The organism is Kitasatospora sp. NPDC004669 (assembly GCF_040609455.1).
Classification (GTDB): Bacteria; Actinomycetota; Actinomycetes; order Streptomycetales; family Streptomycetaceae; genus Kitasatospora.
In genome coordinates this window covers 26,528-50,202 of sequence record NZ_JBEXKB010000004.1, presented here as the reverse complement: position 1 = coordinate 50,202, position 23,675 = coordinate 26,528, and the positions used below count along the sequence as shown (strand labels likewise).

Annotated in this window: 21 protein-coding genes; 10 read left to right on the top strand and 11 right to left on the bottom strand. The window is 72.8% G+C overall.

Annotated elements, in window-relative coordinates; all coding sequences use genetic code 11:
- Positions 1 to 166: 166 nt before the first annotated feature.
- The 3 genes from ABZW30_RS04965 (at position 167) to ABZW30_RS04955 (ending at position 4,292) form a co-directional block, all read left to right on the top strand.
- Positions 167 to 1,777, top strand: coding sequence for a transporter (locus tag ABZW30_RS04965; RefSeq protein WP_355669637.1), 1,611 nt, complete (start codon positions 167 to 169; stop codon positions 1,775 to 1,777).
- An 81-nt stretch (positions 1,778 to 1,858) separates the two neighbouring features.
- Positions 1,859 to 3,130: a DUF2786 domain-containing protein gene (locus ABZW30_RS04960; protein ID WP_355669636.1), complete on the top strand. Its 1,272-nt coding sequence runs from the start codon at positions 1,859 to 1,861 to the stop codon at positions 3,128 to 3,130.
- Between the two features lie 49 nt (positions 3,131 to 3,179).
- The gene (locus ABZW30_RS04955; protein WP_355669635.1) at positions 3,180 to 4,292 is read left to right on the top strand and encodes an ADP-ribosylglycohydrolase family protein; all 1,113 of its coding nucleotides are present in this window, start codon (positions 3,180 to 3,182) and stop codon (positions 4,290 to 4,292) included.
- Positions 4,293 to 4,295: 3 nt separating this feature from the next.
- On the opposite strand, the gene ABZW30_RS04950 is transcribed toward ABZW30_RS04955, so the two are convergent.
- The 3 genes from ABZW30_RS04950 to ABZW30_RS04940 are packed head-to-tail and all read right to left on the bottom strand — an operon-like array spanning position 4,296 to position 7,555.
- Positions 4,296 to 5,621: a serpin family protein gene (locus ABZW30_RS04950; RefSeq protein ID WP_355669634.1), complete on the bottom strand. Its 1,326-nt coding sequence runs from the start codon at positions 5,619 to 5,621 to the stop codon at positions 4,296 to 4,298.
- A gap of 41 nt (positions 5,622 to 5,662) precedes the next feature.
- Positions 5,663 to 6,130 carry an NUDIX domain-containing protein gene (locus ABZW30_RS04945; protein WP_355669633.1) on the bottom strand — a complete coding sequence of 156 codons (468 nt, stop codon included), beginning with the start codon at positions 6,128 to 6,130 and terminating at the stop codon, positions 5,663 to 5,665.
- Between the two features lie 48 nt (positions 6,131 to 6,178).
- A complete protein-coding gene (locus tag ABZW30_RS04940; RefSeq protein WP_355669790.1) occupies positions 6,179 to 7,555 on the bottom strand; it encodes a tetratricopeptide repeat protein in 1,377 nt (458 codons plus the stop codon).
- Positions 7,556 to 7,659: 104 nt separating this feature from the next.
- Between ABZW30_RS04940 and ABZW30_RS04935 the strand changes: the two genes are divergently transcribed.
- Positions 7,660 to 8,079, top strand: a complete 420-nt coding sequence (locus ABZW30_RS04935; RefSeq protein ID WP_355669632.1) for an ATP-binding protein — start codon at positions 7,660 to 7,662, stop codon at positions 8,077 to 8,079.
- A 247-nt stretch (positions 8,080 to 8,326) separates the two neighbouring features.
- On the opposite strand, the gene ABZW30_RS04930 is transcribed toward ABZW30_RS04935, so the two are convergent.
- From ABZW30_RS04930 to ABZW30_RS04915, 4 genes are all read right to left on the bottom strand, one after another.
- Positions 8,327 to 8,866, bottom strand: coding sequence for an RICIN domain-containing protein (locus ABZW30_RS04930; RefSeq protein WP_355669631.1), 540 nt, complete (start codon positions 8,864 to 8,866; stop codon positions 8,327 to 8,329).
- A gap of 191 nt (positions 8,867 to 9,057) precedes the next feature.
- A complete protein-coding gene (locus ABZW30_RS04925; protein WP_355669630.1) occupies positions 9,058 to 10,056 on the bottom strand; it encodes an ADP-ribosylglycohydrolase family protein in 999 nt (332 codons plus the stop codon).
- Between the two features lie 20 nt (positions 10,057 to 10,076).
- On the bottom strand, positions 10,077 to 11,291 hold the full coding sequence (locus ABZW30_RS04920) for a cytochrome P450 (RefSeq protein ID WP_355669629.1): 1,215 nt from the start codon (positions 11,289 to 11,291) through the stop codon (positions 10,077 to 10,079).
- A gap of 74 nt (positions 11,292 to 11,365) precedes the next feature.
- Positions 11,366 to 12,106 (bottom strand): Sir2 family NAD-dependent protein deacetylase, encoded by a 741-nt coding sequence (locus ABZW30_RS04915; RefSeq protein ID WP_355669628.1) that lies wholly within the window; start codon positions 12,104 to 12,106, stop codon positions 11,366 to 11,368.
- 111 nt (positions 12,107 to 12,217) lie between these two features.
- Here ABZW30_RS04915 and ABZW30_RS04910 point away from each other — a divergent pair, with 111 nt between their 5' ends.
- Positions 12,218 to 13,282, top strand: coding sequence for a MoxR family ATPase (locus tag ABZW30_RS04910; RefSeq protein ID WP_355669627.1), 1,065 nt, complete (start codon positions 12,218 to 12,220; stop codon positions 13,280 to 13,282).
- Positions 13,279 to 15,081 carry a hypothetical protein gene (locus ABZW30_RS04905; RefSeq protein WP_355669626.1) on the top strand — a complete coding sequence of 601 codons (1,803 nt, stop codon included), beginning with the start codon at positions 13,279 to 13,281 and terminating at the stop codon, positions 15,079 to 15,081. Before ABZW30_RS04910 ends, ABZW30_RS04905 begins: the two co-directional genes overlap by 4 nt.
- Positions 15,082 to 15,089: 8 nt before the next feature.
- Here the strand turns inward: ABZW30_RS04905 and ABZW30_RS04900 are convergent, their stop codons facing one another.
- The 4 genes from ABZW30_RS04900 to ABZW30_RS04885 all read right to left on the bottom strand — a co-directional run bounded on the left by ABZW30_RS04900 (position 15,090) and on the right by ABZW30_RS04885 (position 18,497).
- Positions 15,090 to 15,701, bottom strand: coding sequence for a hypothetical protein (locus ABZW30_RS04900; protein ID WP_355669625.1), 612 nt, complete (start codon positions 15,699 to 15,701; stop codon positions 15,090 to 15,092).
- A gap of 174 nt (positions 15,702 to 15,875) precedes the next feature.
- A complete protein-coding gene (locus ABZW30_RS04895) occupies positions 15,876 to 16,556 on the bottom strand; it encodes a response regulator transcription factor (RefSeq protein WP_355669624.1) in 681 nt (226 codons plus the stop codon).
- Positions 16,553 to 17,740, bottom strand: a complete 1,188-nt coding sequence (locus ABZW30_RS04890) for a sensor histidine kinase (protein ID WP_355669623.1) — start codon at positions 17,738 to 17,740, stop codon at positions 16,553 to 16,555. Before ABZW30_RS04890 ends, ABZW30_RS04895 begins: the two co-directional genes overlap by 4 nt.
- An 82-nt stretch (positions 17,741 to 17,822) precedes the next feature.
- Positions 17,823 to 18,497: a DUF4097 family beta strand repeat-containing protein gene (locus tag ABZW30_RS04885; protein ID WP_355669622.1), complete on the bottom strand. Its 675-nt coding sequence runs from the start codon at positions 18,495 to 18,497 to the stop codon at positions 17,823 to 17,825.
- 315 nt (positions 18,498 to 18,812) lie between these two features.
- Between ABZW30_RS04885 and ABZW30_RS04880 the strand changes: the two genes are divergently transcribed.
- The 4 genes from ABZW30_RS04880 to ABZW30_RS04865 all read left to right on the top strand — a co-directional run bounded on the left by ABZW30_RS04880 (position 18,813) and on the right by ABZW30_RS04865 (position 23,661).
- Positions 18,813 to 19,532 carry a Crp/Fnr family transcriptional regulator gene (locus tag ABZW30_RS04880; protein ID WP_355669621.1) on the top strand — a complete coding sequence of 240 codons (720 nt, stop codon included), beginning with the start codon at positions 18,813 to 18,815 and terminating at the stop codon, positions 19,530 to 19,532.
- Positions 19,533 to 19,622: 90 nt separating this feature from the next.
- Complete coding sequence (locus ABZW30_RS04875; protein WP_355669620.1) at positions 19,623 to 20,450, top strand: hypothetical protein; 828 nt, start codon at positions 19,623 to 19,625, stop codon at positions 20,448 to 20,450.
- Complete coding sequence (locus ABZW30_RS04870) at positions 20,447 to 22,666, top strand: hypothetical protein (RefSeq protein WP_355669619.1); 2,220 nt, start codon at positions 20,447 to 20,449, stop codon at positions 22,664 to 22,666. The genes ABZW30_RS04875 and ABZW30_RS04870 overlap by 4 nt, the downstream gene beginning before the upstream one ends.
- A 44-nt stretch (positions 22,667 to 22,710) precedes the next feature.
- A complete protein-coding gene (locus ABZW30_RS04865; protein ID WP_355669618.1) occupies positions 22,711 to 23,661 on the top strand; it encodes a hypothetical protein in 951 nt (316 codons plus the stop codon).
- Positions 23,662 to 23,675 lie beyond the last annotated feature (14 nt).

Genomic DNA, 23,675 nt, shown 5'->3' with positions numbered 1-23,675 from the left:
CGAGGCGGGCGCATGAGCGAGCGCAGCGAGCGAATCATTCACAGGTGCGCGTGGGCGAATGCCCCTGCCGAACGAAGCGAGGCGGGCGCATGAGCGAGCGCAGCGAGCGAATCATTCACAGGTGCGCGTGGGCGAATGCCCCTGCCGAACGAAGCGAGGCGGGCGCATGAGCGCTGTCGTGCCCGACGGACGGACGGTGGTCCGCGCCCTGGTGGCGCTCAAGCTGCGCCTGCTGCGCAACGGGCTGCGCCGCAGCCCCGGCCGTACCGCGGTCTACATCATCGGCGGCCTGTTCGGCCTGGCCTTCGCGAGCGGTGTCGCCGTCGCCATGGCGGCGCTGAACGGGCGTTACGACGGCTCCGCGAACGCCGGGGTGGTGCTGCTCGGCGTGCTCACGCTGGGCTGGGCCGCGCTGCCGCTGTTCCTGTTCTCCAGCGACGAGAGCGCCGACCCGACCCGGCTCACCATGCTGCCGCTGCGGCCCGGTCCGCTGCTGCGCGGCTCGCTGCTGGCCGCGCTGATCGGGCCCGGTCCGCTGATCAGCCTGGTGCTGGTGACCGGCGCGGCACTGTCCGGCGCCGAGGGGGGTGCTTCGGCCGCGGCTGCGGTGGTCGGGGTGCCGCTCGCGGTGCTCTGCCTGGTGACGCTCTCCCGCGCGGTCGCGGCCGGCAACGCCCGGATGCTCTCCAGCCGGCGCGGCAAGGACTTCGCGATCTTCGGCGGACTGGCCTTCGCACTGCTGGTCCAGGCCGCCAACGTCGGTTCGCAGAGCATCTTCGGCCGCCGGGGCGGCCCGATCGACCTCAGCCCTCTGGCGCCCATCGCCTCGGTGCTCCGCTGGATCCCGCCGATCAGCGCGGCCGACGCCACCCACACCGCCGGCGAGGGCCGGTACGCGTCGGCACTGCTGCAGCTGGCCGCGGCCGGGGCACTGCTGCTCCTGCTGCTGCGCTGGTGGCGGAGCAGCCTGCAGGAGCTGATGGTCACCGCGGACTCCTCCACCCTGGAGGTGGCGCGCGGAGTGCAGACGTCGCGCGGCTGGCGCTTCCTGCCGCAGGGCAGGACCGGCGCGGTGATACAGCGCCACCTGCGGTACGCCTGGCGCGAGCCGCGGGCCAAGGCGGCGCTGTTCACCAGCATCGGGATGACGCTGGTGATCTGCGTGCTGTCGGTGGTCCAGGGCTGGTCGAGCGTCTACCTGCTGGCGATGACCGGGACCTTCCTCGGGCTGCAGATGCTCAACCTGTTCGGCATGGACGGCTCGGCGTTCTGGATGGTCGCCGCCACCCTGAGCACCCCGGCCGACGCCCGGGACGAGCTGCGCGGCCGGGCGTACGCGGTGCTGTCGTACGCCGTCCCGGTCACAGCGCTGCTCGGGCTGGTGCTGGCCACCGTCACCGGCGACTGGGCCGGGCTGCCGTCCGCGCTCGGCCTGGCGCTGGCGATGCTCGGCTGCGGCGTCGCGCTCGGCTCGGTGTTCAGCGTGCTCGCGCCGTACACCATGCCGGCCGACAGCAACCCGATGCGCAACGCGGCCCCGGGGCAGGGCGGACTGATCCTGCTCAACCAGTTCGGCTCGATGTTCGGCGTCGCGCTGCTCGCCCTGCCGGTCGGCGGTTACCTGCTCTGGGCGCTGACCTCGGACGGGCCGGCCTGGCCGGTGCTGCTGATCGGCCCGCTGTACGGCGGCCTGATCGCCGCCCTGGGCATCCGGCTGGCGGCCGCCCGGCTGCTGGAGCGCATCCCCGAGATCCTGGCCAAGGCGATCGAGCGCTAGGGCCTGTCCCGTCGGTCGGCTCGGCCGCTCCGGCATCATGGGCCGGAGAGGTCGAGCCGTCGAGGAGAGCAGGGACACACCGTGGGCAAGCGCGCGCAGCAGGCCGGGAACGCCGGGCCGCTGCTGGAGCAGGCGGTGCGGTCGGTGCTCACCGCCCCGGACGAGGGGCTGGACCTCGCGCTGGACACCGGGGCCTCGCTGCTGGCCGCCTCGGCCGGGCAGTGGCCGGCGGTCAGCCGGGCGCTGCTGGGGTACGTGGACACCGCCGTGGGCCGCTGCTGGTCGGCGGGCTGGCGCCCGGCCGACCTGGTGCGGGTGGTGCGGCGCACGCTGAAGCCCGTCCACCTGGCGCTCGCGGTGGACCTGATCGCCGCCGAAGGCCGCCGCCACCCCGCCGCGAGCCTGGACCGGCGCTGGCAGGAGCAGCTGCGCGAGCTGGAGACCGAGGTCTGGTGGCCGGACGACGAGCGGTACCTCGGTGCCTTCGCCCACCGGCACCGGCTGGACCGCTTCGCGCTCGCCACCGCCGTCCTGGAACTGCTGCGCAGCTGGGGCCGGCTGCCCCCGATCGCCCCGGTCGGCCCGGGGCCCGGCCAGTCGGTGCGGGCGCAGCGCCCCGCCGACCCGGTGACCGGTGAGCCGCGGATGCTGGCGCGGATCCGGGCGCTACTGGCCAAGGCCGAGTCCACCGAGTACCCGGAGGAGGCCGAGGCGCTGACCGCCAAGGCCCAGCAGCTGATGGCCCAGCACAGCATCGACGAGGCGCTGCTGGCCGCGGCCGGTGCCGACCGGGACACCCCGGCAGCGCTGCGGATCGGCGTGGACAACCCGTACGAGGGCCCCAAGACGATGCTGCTGGACGCGGTCGCGGCGGCGAACCGGTGCCGGGTGGTGTGGGCGAAGGAGTTCGGCTTCTGCACCGTGATCGGCTTCGACGGCGACCTGGACGGCGTCGAGCTGCTCTACACCTCGCTGCTGGTCCAGGCCACCCACGCGCTCAACAAGGCCGGCTCCGGCAAGGACTCGCGCAGCAAGGCGTACCGGCAGTCCTTCCTGGTGGCGTACGCGGCGCGGATCCGCGAGCGGCTGACCACCGCCACCGCGCGGACCACCAGCGCCGCCGCGGCCGGGCGCCACCTGCGCGAGGACGGCACCGAGGAGCAGCTGCTGCCGGACGAGCGGCTGCTGCCCGCGCTGGCCGCCCGCTCGGAGGCAGTGGACGAGGAGGTGGGCCGGCTGTTCCCGAAGCTGGTCTCGCAGCGGGTACGGGTCAGCGACGGCGAGGGCTGGGCGGCCGGCCGCGCGGCCGCCGACCGCGCCGCCCTGCACGGGCGGGGTGAGATCCACAACTGACGGGCCGCCTGGTAGAACGTATCCCGCCACGAACGAAGGGGGATTCGACGTGACGGAGTCGGCGGCCGAGTCGGGCTACCGGGACCGGGTGCGCGGAGCGCTGCTGGGCGGTGCGATCGGCGATGCGCTGGGTTGGCCGGTGGAGTTCCTGCAGCTCCATCAGATCCGGGACCGTTTCGGGCCGCAGGGCGTGACCGCGCTGCCGGCCGGGAGCGGGCCGGTGGAGGTCACCGACGACACCCAGATGACGCTGTTCACCGCCGAGGGCCTGATCCGCGGCTTCGTCCGCGGCTGGTCGGGCGGCGGCGGCTCGGTGCCGGAGGCCATGCACGGCGCCTACCGGCGCTGGCTGCAGACCCAGTACCAGCCCGCGCCGGACACCGAGCCGCAGCCCCGCCCGTACGACGGCTGGCTGCTGAGCCGGTCGTTCCTGTACGCGCGGCGGGCACCGGGCAACGCCTGCCTGAGCGGGGTGTCCGAGCACCCGGTGTTCGAGGCGCCGTCCGCGATCGGGCTGCCGGGACCGATCAACCCCGGTTCCAAGGGCTGCGGCACGGTGATGCGCTCGGCGCCGTTCGGGCTGGCCCGCCTGGGCGTCGAGCAGTCCTTCGGGCTGGCCGTGCAGTGCGCCCAGCTCACCCACGGGCACCCGACCGGCTACCTGGCGGCGGGCGCCTTCGCGGCGCTGGTCGAGCGGCTGGCGGCCGGGACGGAACCGTGGGCGGCGGTCGGCGAGACGGTCGAGCAGATCCGCGAGCTGCCGAAGTCCAAGGAGACCGTCCAGGCGCTGGCCCGGGCGGTGCGGCTCGCCCAGGAGGCCGAGCCCTCGGCGGACACGGTGGAGCGGGTCGGGCTGGGCTGGATCGCCGAGGAGTGCCTGGCCATCTCGGTGTACGCGCTGCTGGCCGCCACCCTCGACCCCGACCCGGTGCGCACCGCGCTGCTGCTGTCGGTGAACCACTCCGGGGACAGCGACTCCACCGGCGCGGTCTGCGGCAACCTGGTCGGGGCCGCGTACGGCGCCTCGGCGCTGCCCGCCGAGTGGGCCGGGGCGGTGGAGGGGCGGGCCGAACTGCTGACGGTCGCGGACGACCTGCTGGTGCTGTTCGGCAGCCGTGACCCGGGCCACCCGGCGCTCAGCGGGCGCTATCCGGCCTGGTAGGAGCTACTTCGCCTGAGGGTCGGCGACCTGGCCGAGGAACAGCGGCCGCCCGCCCGAGGTGTCCCGGATCAGGAACAGGAACGGCCGGTCGATGTGCAGTTGGGCGGCCCGTTGCGGAGCGGGCGCTGCCATGACGCCGATGTTGACGCCGCTGCCGGCCGCCGCGACCGTGCCCTCCTCGTCGACCTGGACGGTGGCCTTCTGCACCACCGTGCTGACAGCGAGCGGCGGCTCCTTTGCGATGCCGGTCAGGTCGGCGTTGTCGAAGGCCGAGTGGACGCCGAGCGAGCGCAGCGCGGGGGTGAGCTCGTTGGACGTGTCGAAGTGGAAGCGCGGCAGCTGCAGGTCGACGGGCTGCGCGCTGAGGGCGCCGAGGATCCGGTCCAGCTCGGGCTGGTCCAGGCCCTTGGTGAAGGCCGCGAAGCCGCCCTGTGCCGGGACGATCAGGTCCATGGCCAGGTTGCCGTCCGCGTAAGGGAGTTCAACGGCCTGCCAGGGCTCGCCGACGATGCCGCCGGAGCCGTCGGCGTACTTGAATTCGCCGGTCTGGCTCATCATGGAGACGTTCGGGGTGGCGCCGTCGAGCTTGTGGAACGGGCGGTCCTCGGTGTGCGCGGGCTTGAACTCGGAGGCCCACTTCGCCTTGAGGTAGAGCGCGTCGGTGAGGACCACCCGGGTGTCCGGGTTGATCGCCTTCGCCGCGAAGAGGTCCTTGATCCGCCCCTCGGTGGCCTTCTCCACGGCCGCGTTGATCGCCTTGCGGCTGCCGTCCGGGTCCTTCTTGAAGTCGGTGGTGTGCACTCCGGCATCGAAGGCGGCGGCGAGGGTGGCCAGGTAGTCGGACTCCACCGGGAAGCCCTGCTGCGTCCAGACCTCGTCGCTCTGGCGCAGGGTGAGTCCGTCGGTGGTCGGCGCGGGTCGGTTCAGCGCGCCGGTGGCGAGGGCGTACTGCTTCGGGTCGAGGTCGGTGTGCAGGGCCTTGGCGAGCTCATCGGCGGTCGCCCCTCGGGCGCCGGGGAGCAACATGGCGAGCACGGTGGCCAGGCCGGACGGGGAGACCACGAGGTTGCGCCCGGCGTCGTCCGGCTTGGCGGTGAGGGTGTGCAGGAGGTCGAGTCCGAAGGCGTCGGTGGCCTTCGCGGTGGCGGCCGCCTGGGCCGGGTCCACCGCGGGCCGACTGGCCGGCGCGGAGGCCCGCAGCTCCGAGGTGCCGGCGGCTCCGGTGCTGCCACAGCCGCTGACCAGCGGCGCGGCGAGCGCGGCGGCGAGGAGCAGCGCCGCCGGACGGCGGGGCGTGCGACGACTGGTTCCGGTGCTGCTGTTCGTCATGGCCCTTCGACGCGGCACCCCGCCGACCGGTTCCGCGCCGGCTACCGGACGACAGGAATCTGACCGCTTCGCCAGTCATCGAGCCGCTTACGGATGCTCGCGACCATGGGTAGCGCGTCCACCTCGTCCGGGTGGAACCAGGCGACTTCGAAGGACTCGTCCGAGGTGCGAAGGGTGCCGCCGATGGCTCGACCGAGGAGACAGATGGAGAACTCCTGGCGGACCTCCCCGTCGTCGTACGCGAAGACGTGGCCCGGATTCGTGTAGGTGCCGACGATCCCGGTGATCTCGATCTCGATACCAGTCTCCTCGTGGGTCTCGCGGATCCCGCATCCCGCGGGGGATTCGCCCAGCTCCATCTTTCCACCGGGCAGTGCCCACATGCCGTTGTCGGTGCGCCGCTGCAACAGAACTCGGCCTGTCTCGTCCACCACGACCACAGAGGCAGCCGGAACCAGGCTGTTGGCCTCGGGGGCGTTCGGATCGTCTTCGTAGTCACGCCTGGCCATGCTCGGTCGCCTCCCGTGCTGCTCAATGCTTCGCACTTCTGAGGATGCCTAGAACGGGAGGGCGGGTTTGCCCTCCGCCCCGATGGTGACCACCTGCTCATGGAACTGCCTGGTCAGGACCTCCTGCGGGTAGTTCGTCTGAAGTTCCTGGTCCAGTTCTCCGGCGATCATGAGCAGCGACGGCAGCGGCTTCCGCTCGGCCTCGAAGGCCCGCCCGGCGACGGAAACAGCCTCCTCAAGCTCACCTCGGCGAGCCGCAGCGACACCGAGCGTGAGCCGGGCCTCCGCCATGCGCATGGGCGACCGCTCGGACCCGTCTGACACGGTGCCCACTCGGATGACCTCGCGGGCGTGGACCGAGGCGCGGGCGTCGTCACCGAGCAGCCGGTACGCATCCATCGCGTAGAAGGCCCACTTGTCGGGGTCGATGACGAAGTGGTGGTCCGAGTGCTCCGGCTCAGGAAGTCGCTCCAGCCTCGCACGCCCGGCCTCCAGGGCGTCTCGCACACCTCGGCCGTCGCCCATACGCCCGTACGCCTTGGCGGCCTGTCCGTAGAGCTGGGCCCCGATGGAGTGGCTGGCGTCTGCGGCGTGTCCAGCCTCGACAGCGGTGATCACATCGGCGAACCGGCCCTGCGTGAGGGCGAACCATGCCTCAAGTTCCCATGCCCAGGCGACGATCTCCCCATGGCCGCTCTCGACTCCGATGCGGAGGGCTGCGGCCCTGCTGAGGTTCGCCGCCTCGACCTGGCCCATGTCGTATTCGAGGCACCCACCCAGCAGGAAGAGCCATCCGGCGTCGACCAACAGGTCACGGTGCTGCTTGAGTGAGATCCGGCGATCCAACTGCCGGGTGACGAAGTTGATCCCCTCGCGGGTCTTCTGGTGGAGGTCGGCAGCCGGCGCGTACGGATAGGCCCGGCAGAGCTGGTAGATCGCGGCTTCGATCGACTCCATCGACGCCGGATTTATATCGGACTGCTCAATGCGTCGTACCATCTCGGCCACCTCCCACAGGCCGAAGCTTCCTGCGGGCGGCAGAGCAACGGCGACTGGCGGTTGTGTGACCACTCCTACCACAGCGCCGCGTTCCCAGGGCCGGGCGGCCAAGCCGAGAAGATGGCCGGGAATCCGCAGACCGTCCGCGACCTGGATGATCTTGTCCATGGTGGTGATCGCGCCTTCACCACGGGCCAACCTGCCGACCCGTTCGGCCTTCATGTCGATCGCCTCACCGACCTTGGTGAAGCTGATGCCGCCCCACTTCCGGGCCAACGCGAAGACTTCACCCAGGTCGCGACGGTTCAGCGCATCGCGCACGTCGGCGCGCTCAAGGACATGCGGTGGGAGTTCTGCGGGCGTTGGAGCTTCAGGCATGGCCACGTCCCCATGAGTCGACCTGACGCCGAGTCGCGCGGTGATCACCAAGTGTACCCATCATGGGTGTACCCACCATGGGGAAGCGACTTGGGCCTCCGCCCATGAATCCTCTTCTGAGCGCGAGGAATTGCCATCAGAGGAGAGACGCGATGTCAACCGTCGGACTTTCCGCGTTCGAAACGATGCTCACGCGGCATCGGCGGCCTGTCGGAGCAGCCAGGGATTACTTGCGTCAGTTCCTTGAGCAGGTTCCCGGAGGTTCCGCCCTCCTGGGCGATGGCCAACTCGTGGTTTCGGAGTTGGTTACCAACGCGGTGGTGCACGCACGGGTTTCGCCCGGGCGGGAGATCGCCGTGCGCTTCGAGTTGGTCTGCGGCCATCTTCGAATCGAAGTGCACGACGCGAGCAGCGAGAAGCCGGCGATCCGGCGCGCGGCCGGCCCGGATGACCTCTCGGGGCGCGGGTTGTGCCTGGTGGAGGCCCTGTCCGTGGAGTGGGGCTGCGAGCCTCGGCCGGAAGGCATTGGAAAGATCATTTGGGCCCTGGTGGGCCCGGAAGGTGGTGCGTGACGAGGCTCGTGAGTGCGTCCGGGGAGGCTGCGCCGCACCCGTTCCCCGTAGTGGTGCGAGGCGCGCCGCCCACCGCGAGGTGACGCGGTGGTGCGGCGAGCCTGGGTATCTCGACAGCTACCGGATGCAGTTGATGCGACGGATCTGGCGGGAACACACAGGAGTTGACGACCCGCTGGCCGGCCTGAACGAGGCGGCGCTGTTCCGGCGGATCTTCGGCCGCGAGACCGGGCCTTGACCGCTCGAACTAGTAGTTGACGGGGGGATAGCCCTGACCGGCCGCGGAGGGGTACCAGATCTGGTTGTTGCCGTTCCAGCAGTCCCACTGCTGGATGTGGATACCGTTGGTGTTCGCCCCGCCGGGGACGTCCAGGCACTTGCCGCTCCACGCGTTGCGCAAGGTGTAGCCGGTGCCCGGGACATGGGTCCAGATCCACTTCTGGTTGGCGCCGCCGTTGCAGGACCACTGCTGGGCGGGTGCCCCGTTGTCGGTGCTCCAGCCGCCGATCTCCAGGCACTTGCCGCTGCTCACGTTGACCAGCGAACCGCCCACCAGGCTCCAGTTCTGGTTGGCGCCGCCGTTGCAGGACCACTGCTGGGCGCGTGCGCCGTTGTCGGCACTCCAGCCGCCGATCTCCAGGCAGTGCGGGCTGATGGCGCTGCCCAGGGTGACGACGTTCGGGACCCCGGACGGGTGGTAGTCGTCGGCACTAGCACTGGGCACGCCGACGGTGAGCGCGAGGCCGGCGCCGAGGGCGGCAGCGGCTATGCGGGTCTTGAGGGCCAAGGTTGTGATCCTCATCAGAAAGATGGGTGATGAAAGGGGCACGTCGCTCGCGAGCACGATCGCCCCCAGCTGCTAGGCGGCCACACTAGTGGATCGACCACCTGACGATCACAAGGGTTTCACCTCATCACCCATGATTGAGGCGGCGCTGTTCCGGCGGATTTTCGGCCGCGAGACCGGGCCTTGACCGCTCAGTCCCAGAGCGCCCCGAGCGCCAGCAGCTCGTCCCGGTACTCGATCCGCTCGACCCACTCCCCCGGCCAGACCGCCTCGCCGTGGTGGGCGCCCGCGAAGGCGCCGGTCAGGCATGCCAGGGAGTCGGAGTCGCCGGAGCTGTAGGCGGCCCGGCGCACGGCGGCCACCGGGTCGTCCGGCAGCAGCAGGAAGCAGAGCAGGCCGGTGCCGAAGGCCTCCTCCGCGACCCAGCCCTCACCGGTGGCCAGGCAGGGGTCGGCCTCGACGTCGGGCGCGGCGAGCGCGGCCTCCAGCTGGTCGAGGACGGCCAGGCAGTCGTCCCAGCCGCGGGCGATGACGGCCTGCGGCGAGGAGCCGTACCAGCGCGCGGCGAGGTCGCCGAGCCAGAACTCGTCGTACCGCTCGCGGCTCGCCAGCGCGTACGCCCGCAGCACCGCGGGCAGCCCGGCCGGCGGGAGGCCCTCGGCCAGCTTGCGCACGGCGTAGGCGGTGAGGTCGCTGGCGGCGAGCGCGGTCGGGTGGCCGTGGGTGAGGGCGGACTGCAGCTGGGCCGCGCCGGAGAGCTGCCGGGCGTCCAGCTCACGGATCAGTCCGATCGGGGCGACCCGCATGTTGGCGCCGCAGCCCTTGGAGCCGACGTCGCTCGCCTGCTGCCAGCGGTACTCGTCGTGACTGAGCCGCTGGCAGGCGCGCAGGCAGGTCATGCCGGGGGCGCGGTTGTTCTCCGGGGAGCGCCACCAGTCGACGAACTCCTCGCGGACCGGCCGCTCCAGCCGTAGGGGCGTGAGCGGCCCGCGCTCCAGGGCGGTGCGCAGGCCGCGGCCGAGGGCGAGGGTCATCTGGGTGTCATCGGTGACCAACGCAGGCTCGGGCAAGGGCAGTTGCCGCCAGTCCGGGCAGTACTGAGCGATGTGCTCGATCTCGTCGAACTCAGTACGGTGGCCGATCGCGTCCCCGATCGCCAGCCCCAGCAGCGCCCCCGTCGCCTTGCCCACGGCAGCTCCCCCTCTTCCCGTTACAGCTCGACCAGCAGTTCCTTGAGCCCCCGGATCACATAGCCCGGGTTCCACTCGGGCTCGCGGACCAGCCGCAGGCCCGGGGCCCGGCGCAGCAGGGTGCCGTAGGACTCGGTGAGCTCCAGTCTGGCAAGCGGGGCGCCGAGACAGAAGTGAATTCCGGCGCCGAAGGTGATGTGGGGGTTGTCGGCGCGGGCGAGGTCGAGGCGGTCGGGGTCGGCGAAGCGCTCGGGGTCGCGGTTGGCGGAGCCGAAGAGCAGGGCGATCTCGGCGCCGCGCGGGATGGTGACGCCGCGGACCTCGACGTCCTCCAGGACCCAGCGCTCGAACATCTGCAGCGGGGTGTCCCAGCGCATCAGTTCCTCGACGGCGGTGGGCAGCAGCTCGTCCACCGAGCCGCGCAGCCGGGCAAGCTCCTCCGGGTGGCGGAACAGCGCCCACCAGCCGTTGCCGGTGGTGTTGACGGTCGCCTCGTGGCCGGCGTTGAGCAGCAGCACGCAGGTGGAGACCATCTCCTGTGCGCTGAGGGCGTCGGAGCCCTCCTGGGCCTGGATCAGGGCGCTGATCAGGTCCTCACCCGGATTCACCCGGCGCTCGCGGATCCGGGTGCGCAGGTAGTCGGAGAACTCGATGCTCGCGGTGACGGCCCGGCGGGCGGCCTCCTCGGTCGGGTTGAGCTCGAACATCCCGGTGATGTCGGCGGACCAGGGGCGCAGCAGGTGCCGGTCGCTCTCCGGGACGCCGAGCATCTCGGCGATCACGGCGACCGGCAGCGGCTCGGCGACGGCGGCGATCAGGTCGCCGCCGCCGGCCGCGAGCAGGTCGTCGACCAGTTCGCCGGCCAGGCGCCGGACGGTCGGCCGCAGTCCCTCGACCATGCGCGGGGTGAAGGCCTTGGAGACCAAGCGGCGGATCCGGGTGTGGTCGGGGGCCTCCAGGTCGAGCAGCCCGTGGTCGTTGAGGGTGTGGAAGGGCTCGTGCGCCGGGTCGGGCTCGGGGCGGCCGAACTCCTGGTGGCTGAAGCGGTGGGTGTAGGTGCGGCCGAGCCGCCGGTCGCGCAGCAGGGCGCTGACGTCCTCGTGGCGCGAGACCAGCCACTGGTTCGTCGGCTCGAAGTACGCCACCGGCGCGTGCTCGCGCAGCTCGGCGTACGCGTCGTACGGGTGGGCCACGAACGCCGCCGACCAGGGGTCGAACTTCGCCGTCGTCGTCATCGCTCGATCACTCCAGGCCGTGAGGGGAAGCCGGGAAGATCATCGTATGCATGCGGTACGTCCGTAAAGGGTCGTCACGCCCGTTCCGTCACCAGCCGCCGCACCAGCTCGGGCAGCGCGGTGGAGATCGGCTCCCGGATCACCTCGGCCGCGGCCTCGTCGAAGGGTGTCGGCTCGCCGTTCATCACGATCAGCCGGGCACCGCCCTCCACCGCGATCTGCGGCAGCGCGGCCACCGGGTAGACCTGGAGGCTGGTGCCCACCGCGACGAAGATGTCACAGGCCTTGGCGATCGCGTCGGCCTGATCCAGCACCACCGGGTCCAGGTTCTCCCCGAACATCACCGTGCGAGGCTTGAGGATGCCGCCGCAGTCCCGGCACGCCGGGTCCGGCTCGCCCGCCTCGACCCGCGCCAGCGCCTCCTCCATCGAACCGACCACCCGACAGCGCACGCACTGCACCTCCCGTGCGGTGCCGTGCAGTTCGAGCACCTTGCGGGCGGGCAGACCGGCCCGCTGGTGCAGCCCGTCCACGTTCTGGGTCAGCACCCGCATCGGCAGCCCGGAACGCTCCAGGTCCACCAGCGCGCGGTGCCCGGCGTTCGGCTCGGCGGCCAGCGCGCCGGCGTCGCGGCGCATCAGCCAGGCCCGCTTGCGCACCTCCGGATCGGCCAGGTACGGGCCGATGGTCACGAGCCTCTGCGCCGACGGGTCCTTCTGCCACAGCCCCTGCGGGCCGCGGTAGTCGGGGATGCCGGAGTCGGTCGAGATGCCCGCGCCGGTGAGCACGGCGATCAGGGGGCGCTTCGCGTTCATATCCGGGACGGTACGACCACCGCCCCGCCCGCGGCCACCGAAAATCCGGTGCGCCCGGTCAACTCCCGCCGCACACTGGGCCGGTCACCCGCCGTACCGCGAAGGAGCCCCGTGCAGGGAGCAGTCAGCGTCTCGCCCGCCCAGATCCCCGAGCTGCTGCTCGGGCTGGCCACCGTCCGTCCGGTCTTCCTCTGGGGAGCGCCCGGGATCGGCAAGTCCTCCCTGGTCAGGGCGTTCGCCGAGTCGCTCGGCCTGGAGTGCGTGAGCCTGGTCGGCACCCAGCTCGCCCCGGAGGACCTGATCGGCGTCCCCCAGCTCACCCCGGAGGGCCGCTCCCGGTTCTGTCCGCCCGAGCAGATCGCCCGCGACGAGCCGTACTGCCTGTTCCTGGACGAGCTCAACGCCGCCTCGCCGGACGTCCAGAAGGCCTTCTACTCGCTGATCCTGGACCGCCGGATCGGCTCGTACGAGCTGCCGCCCGGCTCGATCGTGATCGGCGCCGGGAACCGTGCCACCGACGGCGCGCTGGCCCGCCCGATGGCGTCCGCGCTGGTCAACCGGATGGTCCACGTCCATCTGCGGGCCAGCTCCGAGGACTGGCTGCGGTGGGCCCACGGCGCCGGCATCCACCCCTGGGTCGTCGACCACCTCACCGACCGGCCCGACCACCTGTGGTCCGCCCCGCCCAAGACCGAGGAGCCGTTCTCCACCCCGCGCGCCTGGCACATGCTCTCCGACACGCTGCACTCCTTCGGTCCCACCCTGGACGAGGAGACCCTCAAGGTGCTCGCGTACGGCCTGCTCACCGCGCAGCACGCGGTCGCCTTCTGCGGCTACGCGAAGATCGTCCGCAACTCGTACGGCCTGGAGGCGATCCTCAAGGGCGACGCCCGCTGGCCGCACCGGCTGGAGGACCGCGACCTGCTCTACTACCTCGCCGACTCCTTCCGCGGCCGCCTGGTCAAGGAGCTGCCCGCCCGCAAGGAGCACGCCTCCGGGGCGCAGCGACAGACCGCCTTCCGGGCCAAGTCGCTGCTGGTGCAGCTGGCCGAGATCTCCGTCGAGGTCGCCCAGACGGTGATCGCCGACGGCGCGGACGGCAACCCGGTGCTGCCCGCCTGGTTCCTGATCGAGGCTGCCCGGGACATGCCCCGACTGGTCGAGGCCCGCCGGTGAAGCGCGCCCCGGCCGACCGGAAGAAGCCGGACCCGGGGGCGGAGATCTTCGCCGAGGGCGTCCAACTGCTGCGCCGCAACCCGGCCTTCGCCGCCCTCAAGGCCGACTTCTGCCGCCGCGACGACTGTCCGCACGCGCCCGTCGGCGGCTGGGCGGTGGTCGACTCCGACGGCACCGTCCACGTCAACCCGCGCCGCCGCGCCGAGCCCGAGGAGTGGGCCTGGGTGCTGGCGCACTGCCTGCTGCACCTGGGCTTCGGCCACGTCCCGGCCGCCCGGGGCACCCGCGTCCAGCCCGACGCGTACGAGACGGCCGCCCGCTGCGCGGTGGTCAACCGCTTCCTCGCCACCTTCCCGATCGGCCGCGCCCCGGTCGTCCTCCCGCAGGAGTACCCCGGCGGCGACGAGGACGAGCTGGCCGACCGCTGGCACCGCGACGGCCTGCCGCCGGCCGGCACCGCCGGGGCGGACGGCACCGCGGGCGCCACCGCCGACCAGCTGCTGGTCGAGTGGACGGGCTACGGGAAGCACCCGCGGGACTGGGCCGCCGCCTTCGCCGCGGCGCTCACCCGCACCATGTCCGCCGCGATGGACCGGGCCGGCGGCCGGATCGACCGGGAGACCGGCGAGCGGCTGCCCGAACGGCCCTGGACCAGGGCGCTCAACTGGTTCGTCTCGTCCTACCCCCTGCTGGGCGGCCTCGCGGCCGGCATCACCGTCGTCGCCGACGCCGAGCTCGCCCGCGCGCACGACATCGCCGTCGCCGCGGTCAACGCCGAGGCCGGCGAGATCTACGTCAACCCGCTGCGCCACCACACCGACGAGGAGTGGCGCTTCATCCTCGGCCACGAGATGCTGCACGCCGCCCTGCGGCACGGCGAGCGCCGCGGCGGGCGGGACCCGTTCCTGTTCAACGTCGCCGCCGACTACGTCATCAACGGCTGGCTGCTGGAGATGGGCGTCGGCGAGATGCCCGAAGGACTGCTGCACGACCCGCAGTTGAAGGGCCTGTCGGCCGAGGAGGTGTACGACCGGATCGTCGGCGACCAGCGCCGGATCCGCCGTCTCGCCACCCTGGCCGGGAAGAACCGCCCGGACGTCCTCGGCGAACCGCTGGACCGCGGCCCGCGCGACTACGTGGACCTGGACGACTTCTACCGGCGCGGCCTGCAGCAGGGCTTCGAACTGCACCAGCGCGAACGCGGCCTGCTCCCGGCCGGGTTGGTCGAGGAGATCCGGGCGCTCGCCCACCCGCCGCTGCCCTGGGACGCCCGACTGGCCCGCTGGTTCGACGAGTTCGTCCCGAGCCCGGAGCCGGTGCGCAGCTACTCCCGCCCGGCCCGTCGGCAGTCCGCCACCCCGGACATCCCCCGGGCCGGCCGCTACCGCCCCGAGGAGGAGGTGCCGCGCTGCACCTTCGGGGTCGTCCTGGACACCTCCGCGTCGATGAGCCGGACACTGCTCGGCAAGGCGCTCGGCGCGATCGCCTCGTACGCCGCCGCCCGGGACGTCCCGGCCGCCCGGGTGGTGCACTGCGACGCCGCCCCGCACGACGCCGGGTACCTCCCGGTCGAGGAGATCGCCGGGCGGCTGCGGGTGCACGGGCGCGGCGGCACCGTCCTCCAGCCCGGCATCGACCTGCTGGAGCGCGCCGAGGACTTCCCGCCCGGGGCGCCCCTTCTGGTCATCACCGACGGCGAGTGCGACGTGCTGCGGGTGCGCCGCGAGCACGCCTTCCTCGTCCCGCGCGGCGCGGGGCTGCCGTTCACCCCGCGCGGACCGGTCTTCCGGATGAGCTGAGCGGCCCGTCAGACCAGCGCCGCGCGGGGCGCGAGGCCCGGGCGGGTGAGCGGAGCGAGCGCGCCGAGGTAGCAGGCGGCGGCGAGCGGGATGAAGGCCAGGTCGGCGGCCGAGGCGACGGTGCCGACCAGCATCAGGACCGGGCTCCACCAGCGCAGCGTCCGGGCCGCGCCCACCGAGGCGGCGACCAGCAGGGCCAGCAGGCCGACGTAGAACAGCAGCGGGCCGACCTTGTAGACGACGGGCAGCACCCCGGGGACGTCCTGGACGCGCTCGAACAGCCGCGCCTGCTCGTCCTTGGTGGACGAGGCCAGACCGACGTACAGGTCGATCCCGATCTGCACCAGCGAGGCCGCCAGGCCGGCGAGCGCCGTGCCCAGCGCGGTGTTCGCGGCCAGCCGCCCGACCGTGGTGCCGCGCGGGGCGAGCAGTCGGCGCAGGGCGAACAGCACCGGGGCGAACAGCAGCAGGCCCGCGAACATCGCGGTGTGCCCGGCGGTCCAGCCGAGGCCCGGCGCGCGGGAGCCGGGCACCAGGCGGATGCCGCCGTAGAGGGCCATCAGCGCGGGGGCGCCGACGGCGGCGTAGCAGGCGAGGCGGCTGTTCCGGAGGGCGTTCATGCGAGGTTCTCCCGTGGTGGTGTCCGTGGACCGTTCCGACACCCCAGAGCCTCCCGGCCGGGGCCCTCGTCACGGATCGCCCGCACCGGCGAACTCCCGGCCTCCCCCGCAGGGGGGAGCCGGTCAGACCCCGCCCTGCGGGGGACCGATCGGACCCCGCCCGTAGGGAGCCGGTCAGGCCTCCCCCGCCACCACCGCCCCGGCCTCGTACGCGAACACCACCGCGTGCACCCGGTCGCGCAGCCCGAGCTTGCTCAGCACATTGCTGACGTGCGTCTTCACGGTGTGCTCGCTGACCACCAGTTCGGCCGCGATCTCCGCGTTGGACAGCCCGCGCGCGATCAGCCGCAGCGTCTCCTGCTCGCGCAGGGTCAGCTGCTCCAGCAGCTTGGACGGCGGCCGCACCGCCCGCTCCGGCGCTCCCGGACGGCGTGCGGCGAACTCGCCGATCAGCCGCCTGGTCACCGAGGGCGCGAGCAGCGCCTCCCCCGAGGCGACCATCCGCACCCCGTGCGCCAGGTCGTCCCGGCGGACGTCCTTGAGCAGGAAGCCGCTGGCACCCGCGTACAGGGCGTCGAAGACGTAGTCGTCGATGTCGAAGGTGGTCAGCATGATCACCTTGGTGGACGGGAACTCGGCGCACACCCGGCGGGCCGCCTCCAGCCCGTCCATCACCGGCATCCGGACGTCCAGCAGCAGCACGTCCGGGTGGTGCGCGCGCACCGCCTCGACCGCCTCGGCGCCGTCGCACGCCTCGGCCACCACCTCGATGTCCGGCTGCGCGTCCAGGATCATCCCGAACCCGGCCCGCACCAGCTCCTGGTCGTCCGCGACCACCACCCGTATCGACGTCATCCGCCCACCCTCTCCACCACGCCCGTCGGCCCCAGCGGCAGCCGGACACTCACCAGGAAACCCCTGCCCTCCGGCCCCGGACCGGCCTCGGCCCGGCCGCCGCAGGCCGTCGCCCGCTCGCGGATGCCGACCAGCCCGCGCCCGCCGGACCAGCCGGCCACCGTACGGTCGGCCGCCAGCGGCACGCCGCGCCCGTTGTCGGAGACCAGGACCTCCAGCACGTCACCGGCGCGCCGCACCCGGATCGCGGCCCGGTCGGCCCCGGAGTGCTTGACGGTGTTGGTCAGCGCCTCCTGCACGATCCGGTACGCCGCCGCCTCCACGTCGGCGGGCACCGCGTCCAGCCCGTCGGCGAGTTCGAACTCCACCTCCAGGCCGGCCCGGCGCACCCGCTCCGCCACCTCGGCGAGTTCGGTCAGCCTGGGCTGCGGCGCCAGTTCCCGCCCGGCCTCCGGGTCCTTCAACACCCCCAGCACGCGCCGAAGTTGGACCATCGCGTCGCGGCCCGAATCGGCGATGGTGTCGAACGCGCGGATCGCCCGCTCCGGCTTGTTGTGCACCACCAGCGGCCCGGCCTCGGCCTGGATCACCATCAGCGACACGGCGTGCGCCAGGATGTCGTGCATCTCCCGGGCGATCCGGGCCCGTTCCTCCGCCACCGCCCGCGCCGACTCGCTGGCCGCCCGCTCCCCGGCCTCCCGGGCCCGCTCCGCCTGCACCCGGGCCAACTCCCGCTGGGTGCGCACCAGGAAGCCGAAGACGAAGGAGCCGCCCGAGGTGAGCACGCTGAACAGCGCGCCGTTCGGCGAGTGGGTGCCGATCACATTGGCGACCACCACCACCGCCAGCACCGGCCAGCGCTGTCGGTCGGGGAAGCGCTCCGCCACGGTGTACATCCCGATCACCACGTACAGCGGCACCTGCGGGTTCGCCGAGTGCGCGACCACCGACAGCACCAGCGAGGGCGCGCTGCCCACGATCAGCAGGAGCAGCGAGGCCCGGCGCCGCCAGGGCAGGAACAGCGCGGTGGACACCGCCAGCAGGTAGACCCACCAGGGCCAGTCCGTGTCGTCGTTGTAGACCGACCAGACCGACACCGCGGCCGAGCAGACCGTCAGGAAGGTGTCCAGCACGTACGGGCTCAGCCCGGTCGTCCATGTCCGCCAGCGCGCCACGCGCTCCACCGTCGCACCTCCCCCGTACCCGGGGGCCCCGCCCCCGCGGAGAAGATCATGCCCTACCGGCAGAACCTCCGGCACCGCCCGGTCAGGCACCGCTGACCGTCACACCGCCGGTCTCCGCCCGCGCGGTGATGCTGTGCGCCGCGCCCGGCTGGGAGGGGATGCTCACGTCCGTGCCGCCCGTCGTGGCCTGCGCGTTCACCGTGTACGCCTCCCCGGACGGCACCTTCAGCTTCACCCCGCCGTTCGAGGTCGTCGCCTCCACCTTCGCCGGCGCGCTGGCGAAGTCGGCCCGCACGCCCCCGTTCACCGCGGTCAGCCGCACCTGCGGGGAGGTCAGCCCGCTGGCCTCGACCCCGCCGTTCTTCACGTCGGCCTCCGCCTCGGCGGCCAGCCCGGTCAGCTTGATGCCGCCGTTGCCCTCCTTGACCCGCACCTTGGTCCCGGCCGGCACCTGGACGGTGTACCCGACCCCGCAGGAGTCGCAGTCGTACGTCAGCCGGAGCACGCCGTCCTTCACCTCGTGGGTGCTCTTCGGCGCGTCCCCCTTGTAGTTCTGGTTCTCGACCACGTGCACCGCGTCGCCGCCGCCGGTCACCACCACACCGCCGTTCCGCCCCTCGACCACCAGCTCCTTGACCTGCTCGGCCACCCCGTAGCTGACCGTCCGGTGCTCCTGGTCGTCCCCGATCGGCAGACAGCCCGACATCCCGACCAGCACCCCCGCCGTGATCGCCATCGCGCCCAGCACCCGCTTCATTTCCGGCCCCCTTCGCAAGCCCCGTCATCCCGACACCGAGAAGCCTCCCGCAGCGACCCCCTCCGCCACCTCCCTCGCCGGAGCGGTTCCCGCGGCTCCCCCGCGAGGGGGAGGGAGGGGGAGGGAGGGGGAGGGAGGGGAGGCTGGCGCGGGTCCGCTCGGCCCGGACGGCCCCCGAAGCGGCGTCAGGAGGAGTAGCCGGAAGGGAATTCGCGGATTCGCCGACGGCGCGGCCGGTTCGCGAGTAGCTTGTTTGCCCGCGCTCAACCACCCGCGCACCCCTGCCGAGGCGAACACAGCGAGGGCTGATCAGGCATGGCCAACACGCCGTCCGGCGGACCCGGTCCCACGACCGGCCACGGCCTCGACGACCGCGTGCCCTTCCTGGCCAGACTGGACCACGCCGACCGCAGCGCACTGCTCGCCCTCGGCCGCCGGCTCAGCTACCCCGCGCGCTCCACCGCACTGCGCGAGGGAGAACCCTCCGACCACGTCCTGCTCATCCTGCACGGCTGGCTGAAGGTGACCGCCGCCGCCGAGAACGGGTACGAGGCGCTGCTCGCCCTGCGCGGCCCGGGCGACATCGTCGGCGAGTCCGCCGCGCTCAGCGGACGGCCCCGGGCCGCCACCGTCACCGCGCTGGAGCAGGTCGAGGCCGCCGCCGTCGACCGGGCCACCTTCACCGCCTACCTGCAGAACACCCCCGCGGCCTCGATGCAGCTGCTGGCGCTCTCCACCGACCGGCTGCGCGCGGCCGACCACCACCGGCTGAAGTTCGCCTCGCTCAGCGTCGGCGAGCGGCTCGCCGACCTCCTGCTGGAGCTGGCCCGCACCCACGGACGCCGGACCGAGGAGGGCATCGTCGTCTCGGTCCCGCTCAGCCAGCAGGAGCTGGCCGGTTCGGTCGGCGCCTCCCGGGAGGCCGTCGCCCGGCTGCTCAAGTCCCTGCGGGACCGCGGCATCGTCGTCACCAGCCGCCGCTCACTGGTCATCGCGCGCCCCGACCTGCTCCGGAGGCCCGGTCAACTCCGTTGATCCGTCCAGATGTTCTGTGCACACCGTCACAGAACGAGTGCCTCAACGGCGCTCACGCCACCACGCCCGCACCGGGCAGGCTGAGGCCCGATGACGAACCGAGAGGTGACCATGACCGAGCCGGTGAACCACACCATCCTGCTGCTGGACATCGAGCAGTTCGGCCGACGGGACGACGTCGAGCAGGCCTTCATGCGCCGGATGCTCTACTCCGTCCTGCACGAGACGCTGCGCAGCGCCGGCGTCGAACCCGCCGAACAGCGGCTGGAGGACCGCGGCGACTCGGTGATGGCCCTGATCAACCCGACCGTCCCCAAGTCCAAGCTGCTGCACGCGCTGATCAACGAGACCCCCACCCTGCTGCACGCCAACAACCGCCTCGCCGCCGACAGCGCCCGGGTACGGCTGCGGATCGTGCTCGCCTCCGGCGAGGTCGCCGTGCAGGAGCTGGGCGGAGCGCTCGGCGGCGCGGTCGGCTGGGACCTCAACCAGGCCTTCCGGCTGCTCGACTCGACGGCCCTTCGGGAGGCGCTGAAGCACCGGGACGGGCCCTGCGTGCTCGGCGTGTCCGACTCGCTCTACCAGGGCATCGTCCGGCACGGCCACAACGGCATGGCGCCGGAGACGTTCCACCGGATCACCGTCGACGGCAAGGAGGGCGAGTTCCCGGCCTGGCTGCACGGCGTCCCGGCCCCGGCTCCAGCCCCGGTTGCCCAAGCCGCGCCCGTCCCGACCGCTGCCCCGGCCCCGCTCCCCGCCGCCGCTCCCGCCGAGAGCCGGACCCCCGCCACCTTCCAGTTCCTCGGCGGCTCCCCCTCCTTCGGCGGCAACCTGATCGGCGGCGACCAGCACATCGTCTCCGGCGGCGAGGTCCACGGTGACATCAACACCGGCAACACCGTCGGCGGTGACCGATGACCGCGACCCCCGAACCGGAGGCCGCCGACGAGGCCGGCCTTCAGGAAGCGCCACCCGAGGAACCCCAGAACGCCTTCGAGGCCGCCCAGGAACTGCTGGAGCACGTCCCGGACGCCTTCGCCGGCCACGGCTTCCTCTTCGCCGGCGGCGACCCCCGCTTCGGCGGCGGCCTCATCGGCGGCGACCAGCACACCGTCTCCGGCGGGCAGGTCCACGGCGACGTCGTCACGGGCCACAAGACCACCGTCTACCAGCTCGGCTCCGCCTTCGGGGCTCCGCTGCACGCCTCGGGCGAGGTCCCGGCCGATGAACTCGACGCCCTGGCCGCGGTCTTCCGGGACGGACCGGCCTTCTTCACGGCGCTCCACCAACTGCGCGAACAGCGGGTCCTGATCCTCACCGGCCGGGCCGACACCGGCCGCCGCTCCGCCGGACTGATGCTCCTGGCCGGGCTGGGCGCCCGTCCGATCCGCAACCTCGACCCCGACGTCTCCGCCACCACCCTGCTCACCGGAGTGGAACAGGCCAAGGGCTACCTGCTCGCCGACTACGCGGCCCCCCGTACCCGCCCGCTGCGCCGACCCGACCTCGACCGTCTCCGCGAGACCCTCACCAAGCAGGACGCCTACCTGGTCATCACCACCATCCGTTCCGGCGCGATGCGCGGACTGCCCACGGTCGACTGGCAGCCGCCCGACCCCCGGCAGGTGCTGACCAAACATCTGCTCGCCCTGGCCGACATCCCGGCCACGCGGATTCAGGAGCTGTTCGACCTCAGCCCGGTCCACGACTTCCTGTCGCAGAAGCGACCGATGCGGGAACTGGCGGAGTTCGCCGTCGAGTTGGCGCAGCACTCTCCGGAGACGGACGACCCCTCCAACCTCGCCAAGTTCGGCCACGGCATCGTCCAGGAACAGGTCGGCCGTTGGTTCGGCGACCTCGAACTCCCGCTCCGCGAAAAGGCCTTCCTGATCTCCCTGGCCGTCTTCGACCACGCCCCCTACACGCTCGCCGTCGAGGGCGCCGACCGCCTGTTCCGCCGGCTGGAGACCATCCGCACCGCCGGCGAGCCGGACGGCATCCCGCCCTTCGGTGGCTCGATCGAGGAGCGGATGACCCTCGCCCGGGCCGAACTCACCGAGGAGACCGAGCAGACGCCCTGGGGCCCGGTGCCGCAGCGGATGGCCTCCTTCCTCGACCCCCGCACCTCGCACACCCTGCTGCGCGAGGTGTGGGCGAGCCACCCCTCCGCCCGCCCCGCGATCACCGGCTGGCTGAACGCGCTGGCCACCGACTCCCGCGCCCTGGTCCGCACCCGGGTGGCCTCCGCCACCGCCCTGCTCGCCTCCGTCGACCTCTCCGCCACGATGAGCGGACTGCTCGGCCCGTGGTCCGGCGCCAAGGACTTCCGGCTCTGCCTGCAGGCCGCCAACAGCCTCGCCCTCGCCTACCACGCCGGCACCGCCGCCGTCCCGCGCATCCTGCGCAGCTGGGCCGGTGACGACAACGCCCGCCGCCGCTGGACCGCCATCCGCTGCTACGCCCTGCTCGGCCCGCTCCTGCCGGCCCAGGCCCTGGAGGCCTTCGCGCTGGCCGCCGAACGGCTGGCCACCGAAGAACTGGACCAGCTCGCCGCCAAGTTCCAGCTCGGCCACCAGGACCCGGCCCCGGACCAGCCCAACCGCCACCAGGTGCTCGGCCTGCTCGAAGCGGCCGAGCTGCTGCTGCTCTCCCCCGAGGCCGAGCAGGCCCTGCGTGCCCTGGTCCGCTGGCTCTCCGGCCCGACCGGCCTGCGGCAGCTCGCCCTGGCCACCTTCCTGACCGCCGCGCAGCGCACCGAGGACACCGCCGTGGGCAGGCCGCTGCTGCTCGACTGGTACGCCCGGAGCCCACGCCCGGAGCCGGGGAGCGTGGTCAGCGTCACCGTGCTGTCGGCGCCCGGGGAGCCGTCGCCCGTCCGGTCCCTGCTGGCCGCCCTGTGGCGTGAGGCACTCACCGACCGCCTCTACGGCACCGTCGCCCTGGGCGTGCTGCGCGGCTGGCTGATCGGCGCCACCGACCAGCCCGAGACCAAGGCCCGACTCACTGAGCTGTTCGACGACTTGGCGGTCACCGAGCGCGACCGTCAGCGACTCGACCACCTCGTCCGCACCGTCCGCGACGGCGGCCCGACCTCCCGGCCGCCCGCCCCGTCCGCGTCCAGCGGCCGAAGCTGAAGCCGAAGCCCACCCGACCCGTCCCGATCCTGGAGTATCCGCGCATGTCGGCACGACACCGCCCCGACCTCCCCGCCGGCGACCTCACCGACCCGGTCCTGAAGGTCCACCCGCTCGGCCGCTCGCTCGGCCTGCCCAAGCGGCCGGACGCCCGGGCCGACTCCGCGCTGGTGCTGACCTCGCCCTCCGGCGAGCACCAGGTGTTCCTCCCACCGCACCGCCCCGGCTTCAGCGACCTCGTCGGCCGCGGCTACCAGGCCGCGTTCGAGATCGACCTCGGCCTGCACCACCTGCGGATGACGGAGCGGCTGCCCGGCCGGGACGACGTCGGCGCCTTCGAGGCCGTGGTGGAGATCGACTGGCAGGTCGCGGTCCCGGAGCTGGTGGTGTCCAGCCGGATCGGCGACGTCCCGGCGCTGCTCGTGCCCCGCATCCGGCAGCGGATGCGCGCGGTCACCCGCACCCTCGGCACCGACCAGAGCGGCGAGGCCGAACTCGCCGTCCAGCAGGCGCTGGACGAGTACCCGGTCGCCGAGGCCGAGGGCCTGCGGGTGGGCTGCGCCGTCCAGCTCGACATCGACCAGGCCGCCCGCGACCAGAAGGAGCGGCTGCGCGGCTACCACTTCGACACCCAGGCCCACCCGCACGCCCTTCGGCAGGTCCAGGAGGCGAACGAGATCCTCGCCGCGAAGGCCGAGTTCTACCAGTACCACCTGGAGCGGGGCGGGATCGCCGCCTGGGCCCTCCAGGTCGCCGCCCACCCCGAGGACCTGCCGCGGGCGCTCGGCTACCTGAAGGACGAGCAGCAGGAGCTGGTCCAGGGCCAGCTCTCCGTGATCCAGCGGCTGCTCGACCAGGACGCCCTGGAGGACTTCGAGTTGGAGGGCCCGCGCCAGGACGCCAGGACCGCGTTCGAGGCCATCCTGCGCCACCGGCCCGGCGGACCCGTGCCGCCCCGGCTCGACAAGAGCCCGAACCCGCCGCTTCCCCAGTGAACCCGAGGAGCCCC

What these genes read in the sequence shown, in the direction of transcription:
- ABZW30_RS04965 (WP_355669637.1), top strand. Translation starts at nt 167, where the DNA reads ATGAGCGCTGTCGTGCCCGACGGACGGACGGTGGTCCGCGCCCTGGTG.
- ABZW30_RS04950 (WP_355669634.1), bottom strand. Translation starts at nt 5,621, where the DNA reads ATGACGAACAGCAGCACCGGAACCAGTCGTCGCACGCCCCGCCGTCCG.
- ABZW30_RS04945 (WP_355669633.1), bottom strand. Translation starts at nt 6,130, where the DNA reads ATGGCCAGGCGTGACTACGAAGACGATCCGAACGCCCCCGAGGCCAAC.
- ABZW30_RS04935 (WP_355669632.1), top strand. Translation starts at nt 7,660, where the DNA reads ATGTCAACCGTCGGACTTTCCGCGTTCGAAACGATGCTCACGCGGCAT.
- ABZW30_RS04920 (WP_355669629.1), bottom strand. Translation starts at nt 11,291, where the DNA reads ATGACGACGACGGCGAAGTTCGACCCCTGGTCGGCGGCGTTCGTGGCC.
- ABZW30_RS04915 (WP_355669628.1), bottom strand. Translation starts at nt 12,106, where the DNA reads ATGAACGCGAAGCGCCCCCTGATCGCCGTGCTCACCGGCGCGGGCATC.
- ABZW30_RS04900 (WP_355669625.1), bottom strand. Translation starts at nt 15,701, where the DNA reads ATGAACGCCCTCCGGAACAGCCGCCTCGCCTGCTACGCCGCCGTCGGC.
- ABZW30_RS04895 (WP_355669624.1), bottom strand. Translation starts at nt 16,556, where the DNA reads ATGACGTCGATACGGGTGGTGGTCGCGGACGACCAGGAGCTGGTGCGG.
- ABZW30_RS04885 (WP_355669622.1), bottom strand. Translation starts at nt 18,497, where the DNA reads ATGAAGCGGGTGCTGGGCGCGATGGCGATCACGGCGGGGGTGCTGGTC.
- ABZW30_RS04880 (WP_355669621.1), top strand. Translation starts at nt 18,813, where the DNA reads ATGGCCAACACGCCGTCCGGCGGACCCGGTCCCACGACCGGCCACGGC.
- ABZW30_RS04875 (WP_355669620.1), top strand. Translation starts at nt 19,623, where the DNA reads ATGACGAACCGAGAGGTGACCATGACCGAGCCGGTGAACCACACCATC.
- ABZW30_RS04870 (WP_355669619.1), top strand. Translation starts at nt 20,447, where the DNA reads ATGACCGCGACCCCCGAACCGGAGGCCGCCGACGAGGCCGGCCTTCAG.
- ABZW30_RS04865 (WP_355669618.1), top strand. Translation starts at nt 22,711, where the DNA reads ATGTCGGCACGACACCGCCCCGACCTCCCCGCCGGCGACCTCACCGAC.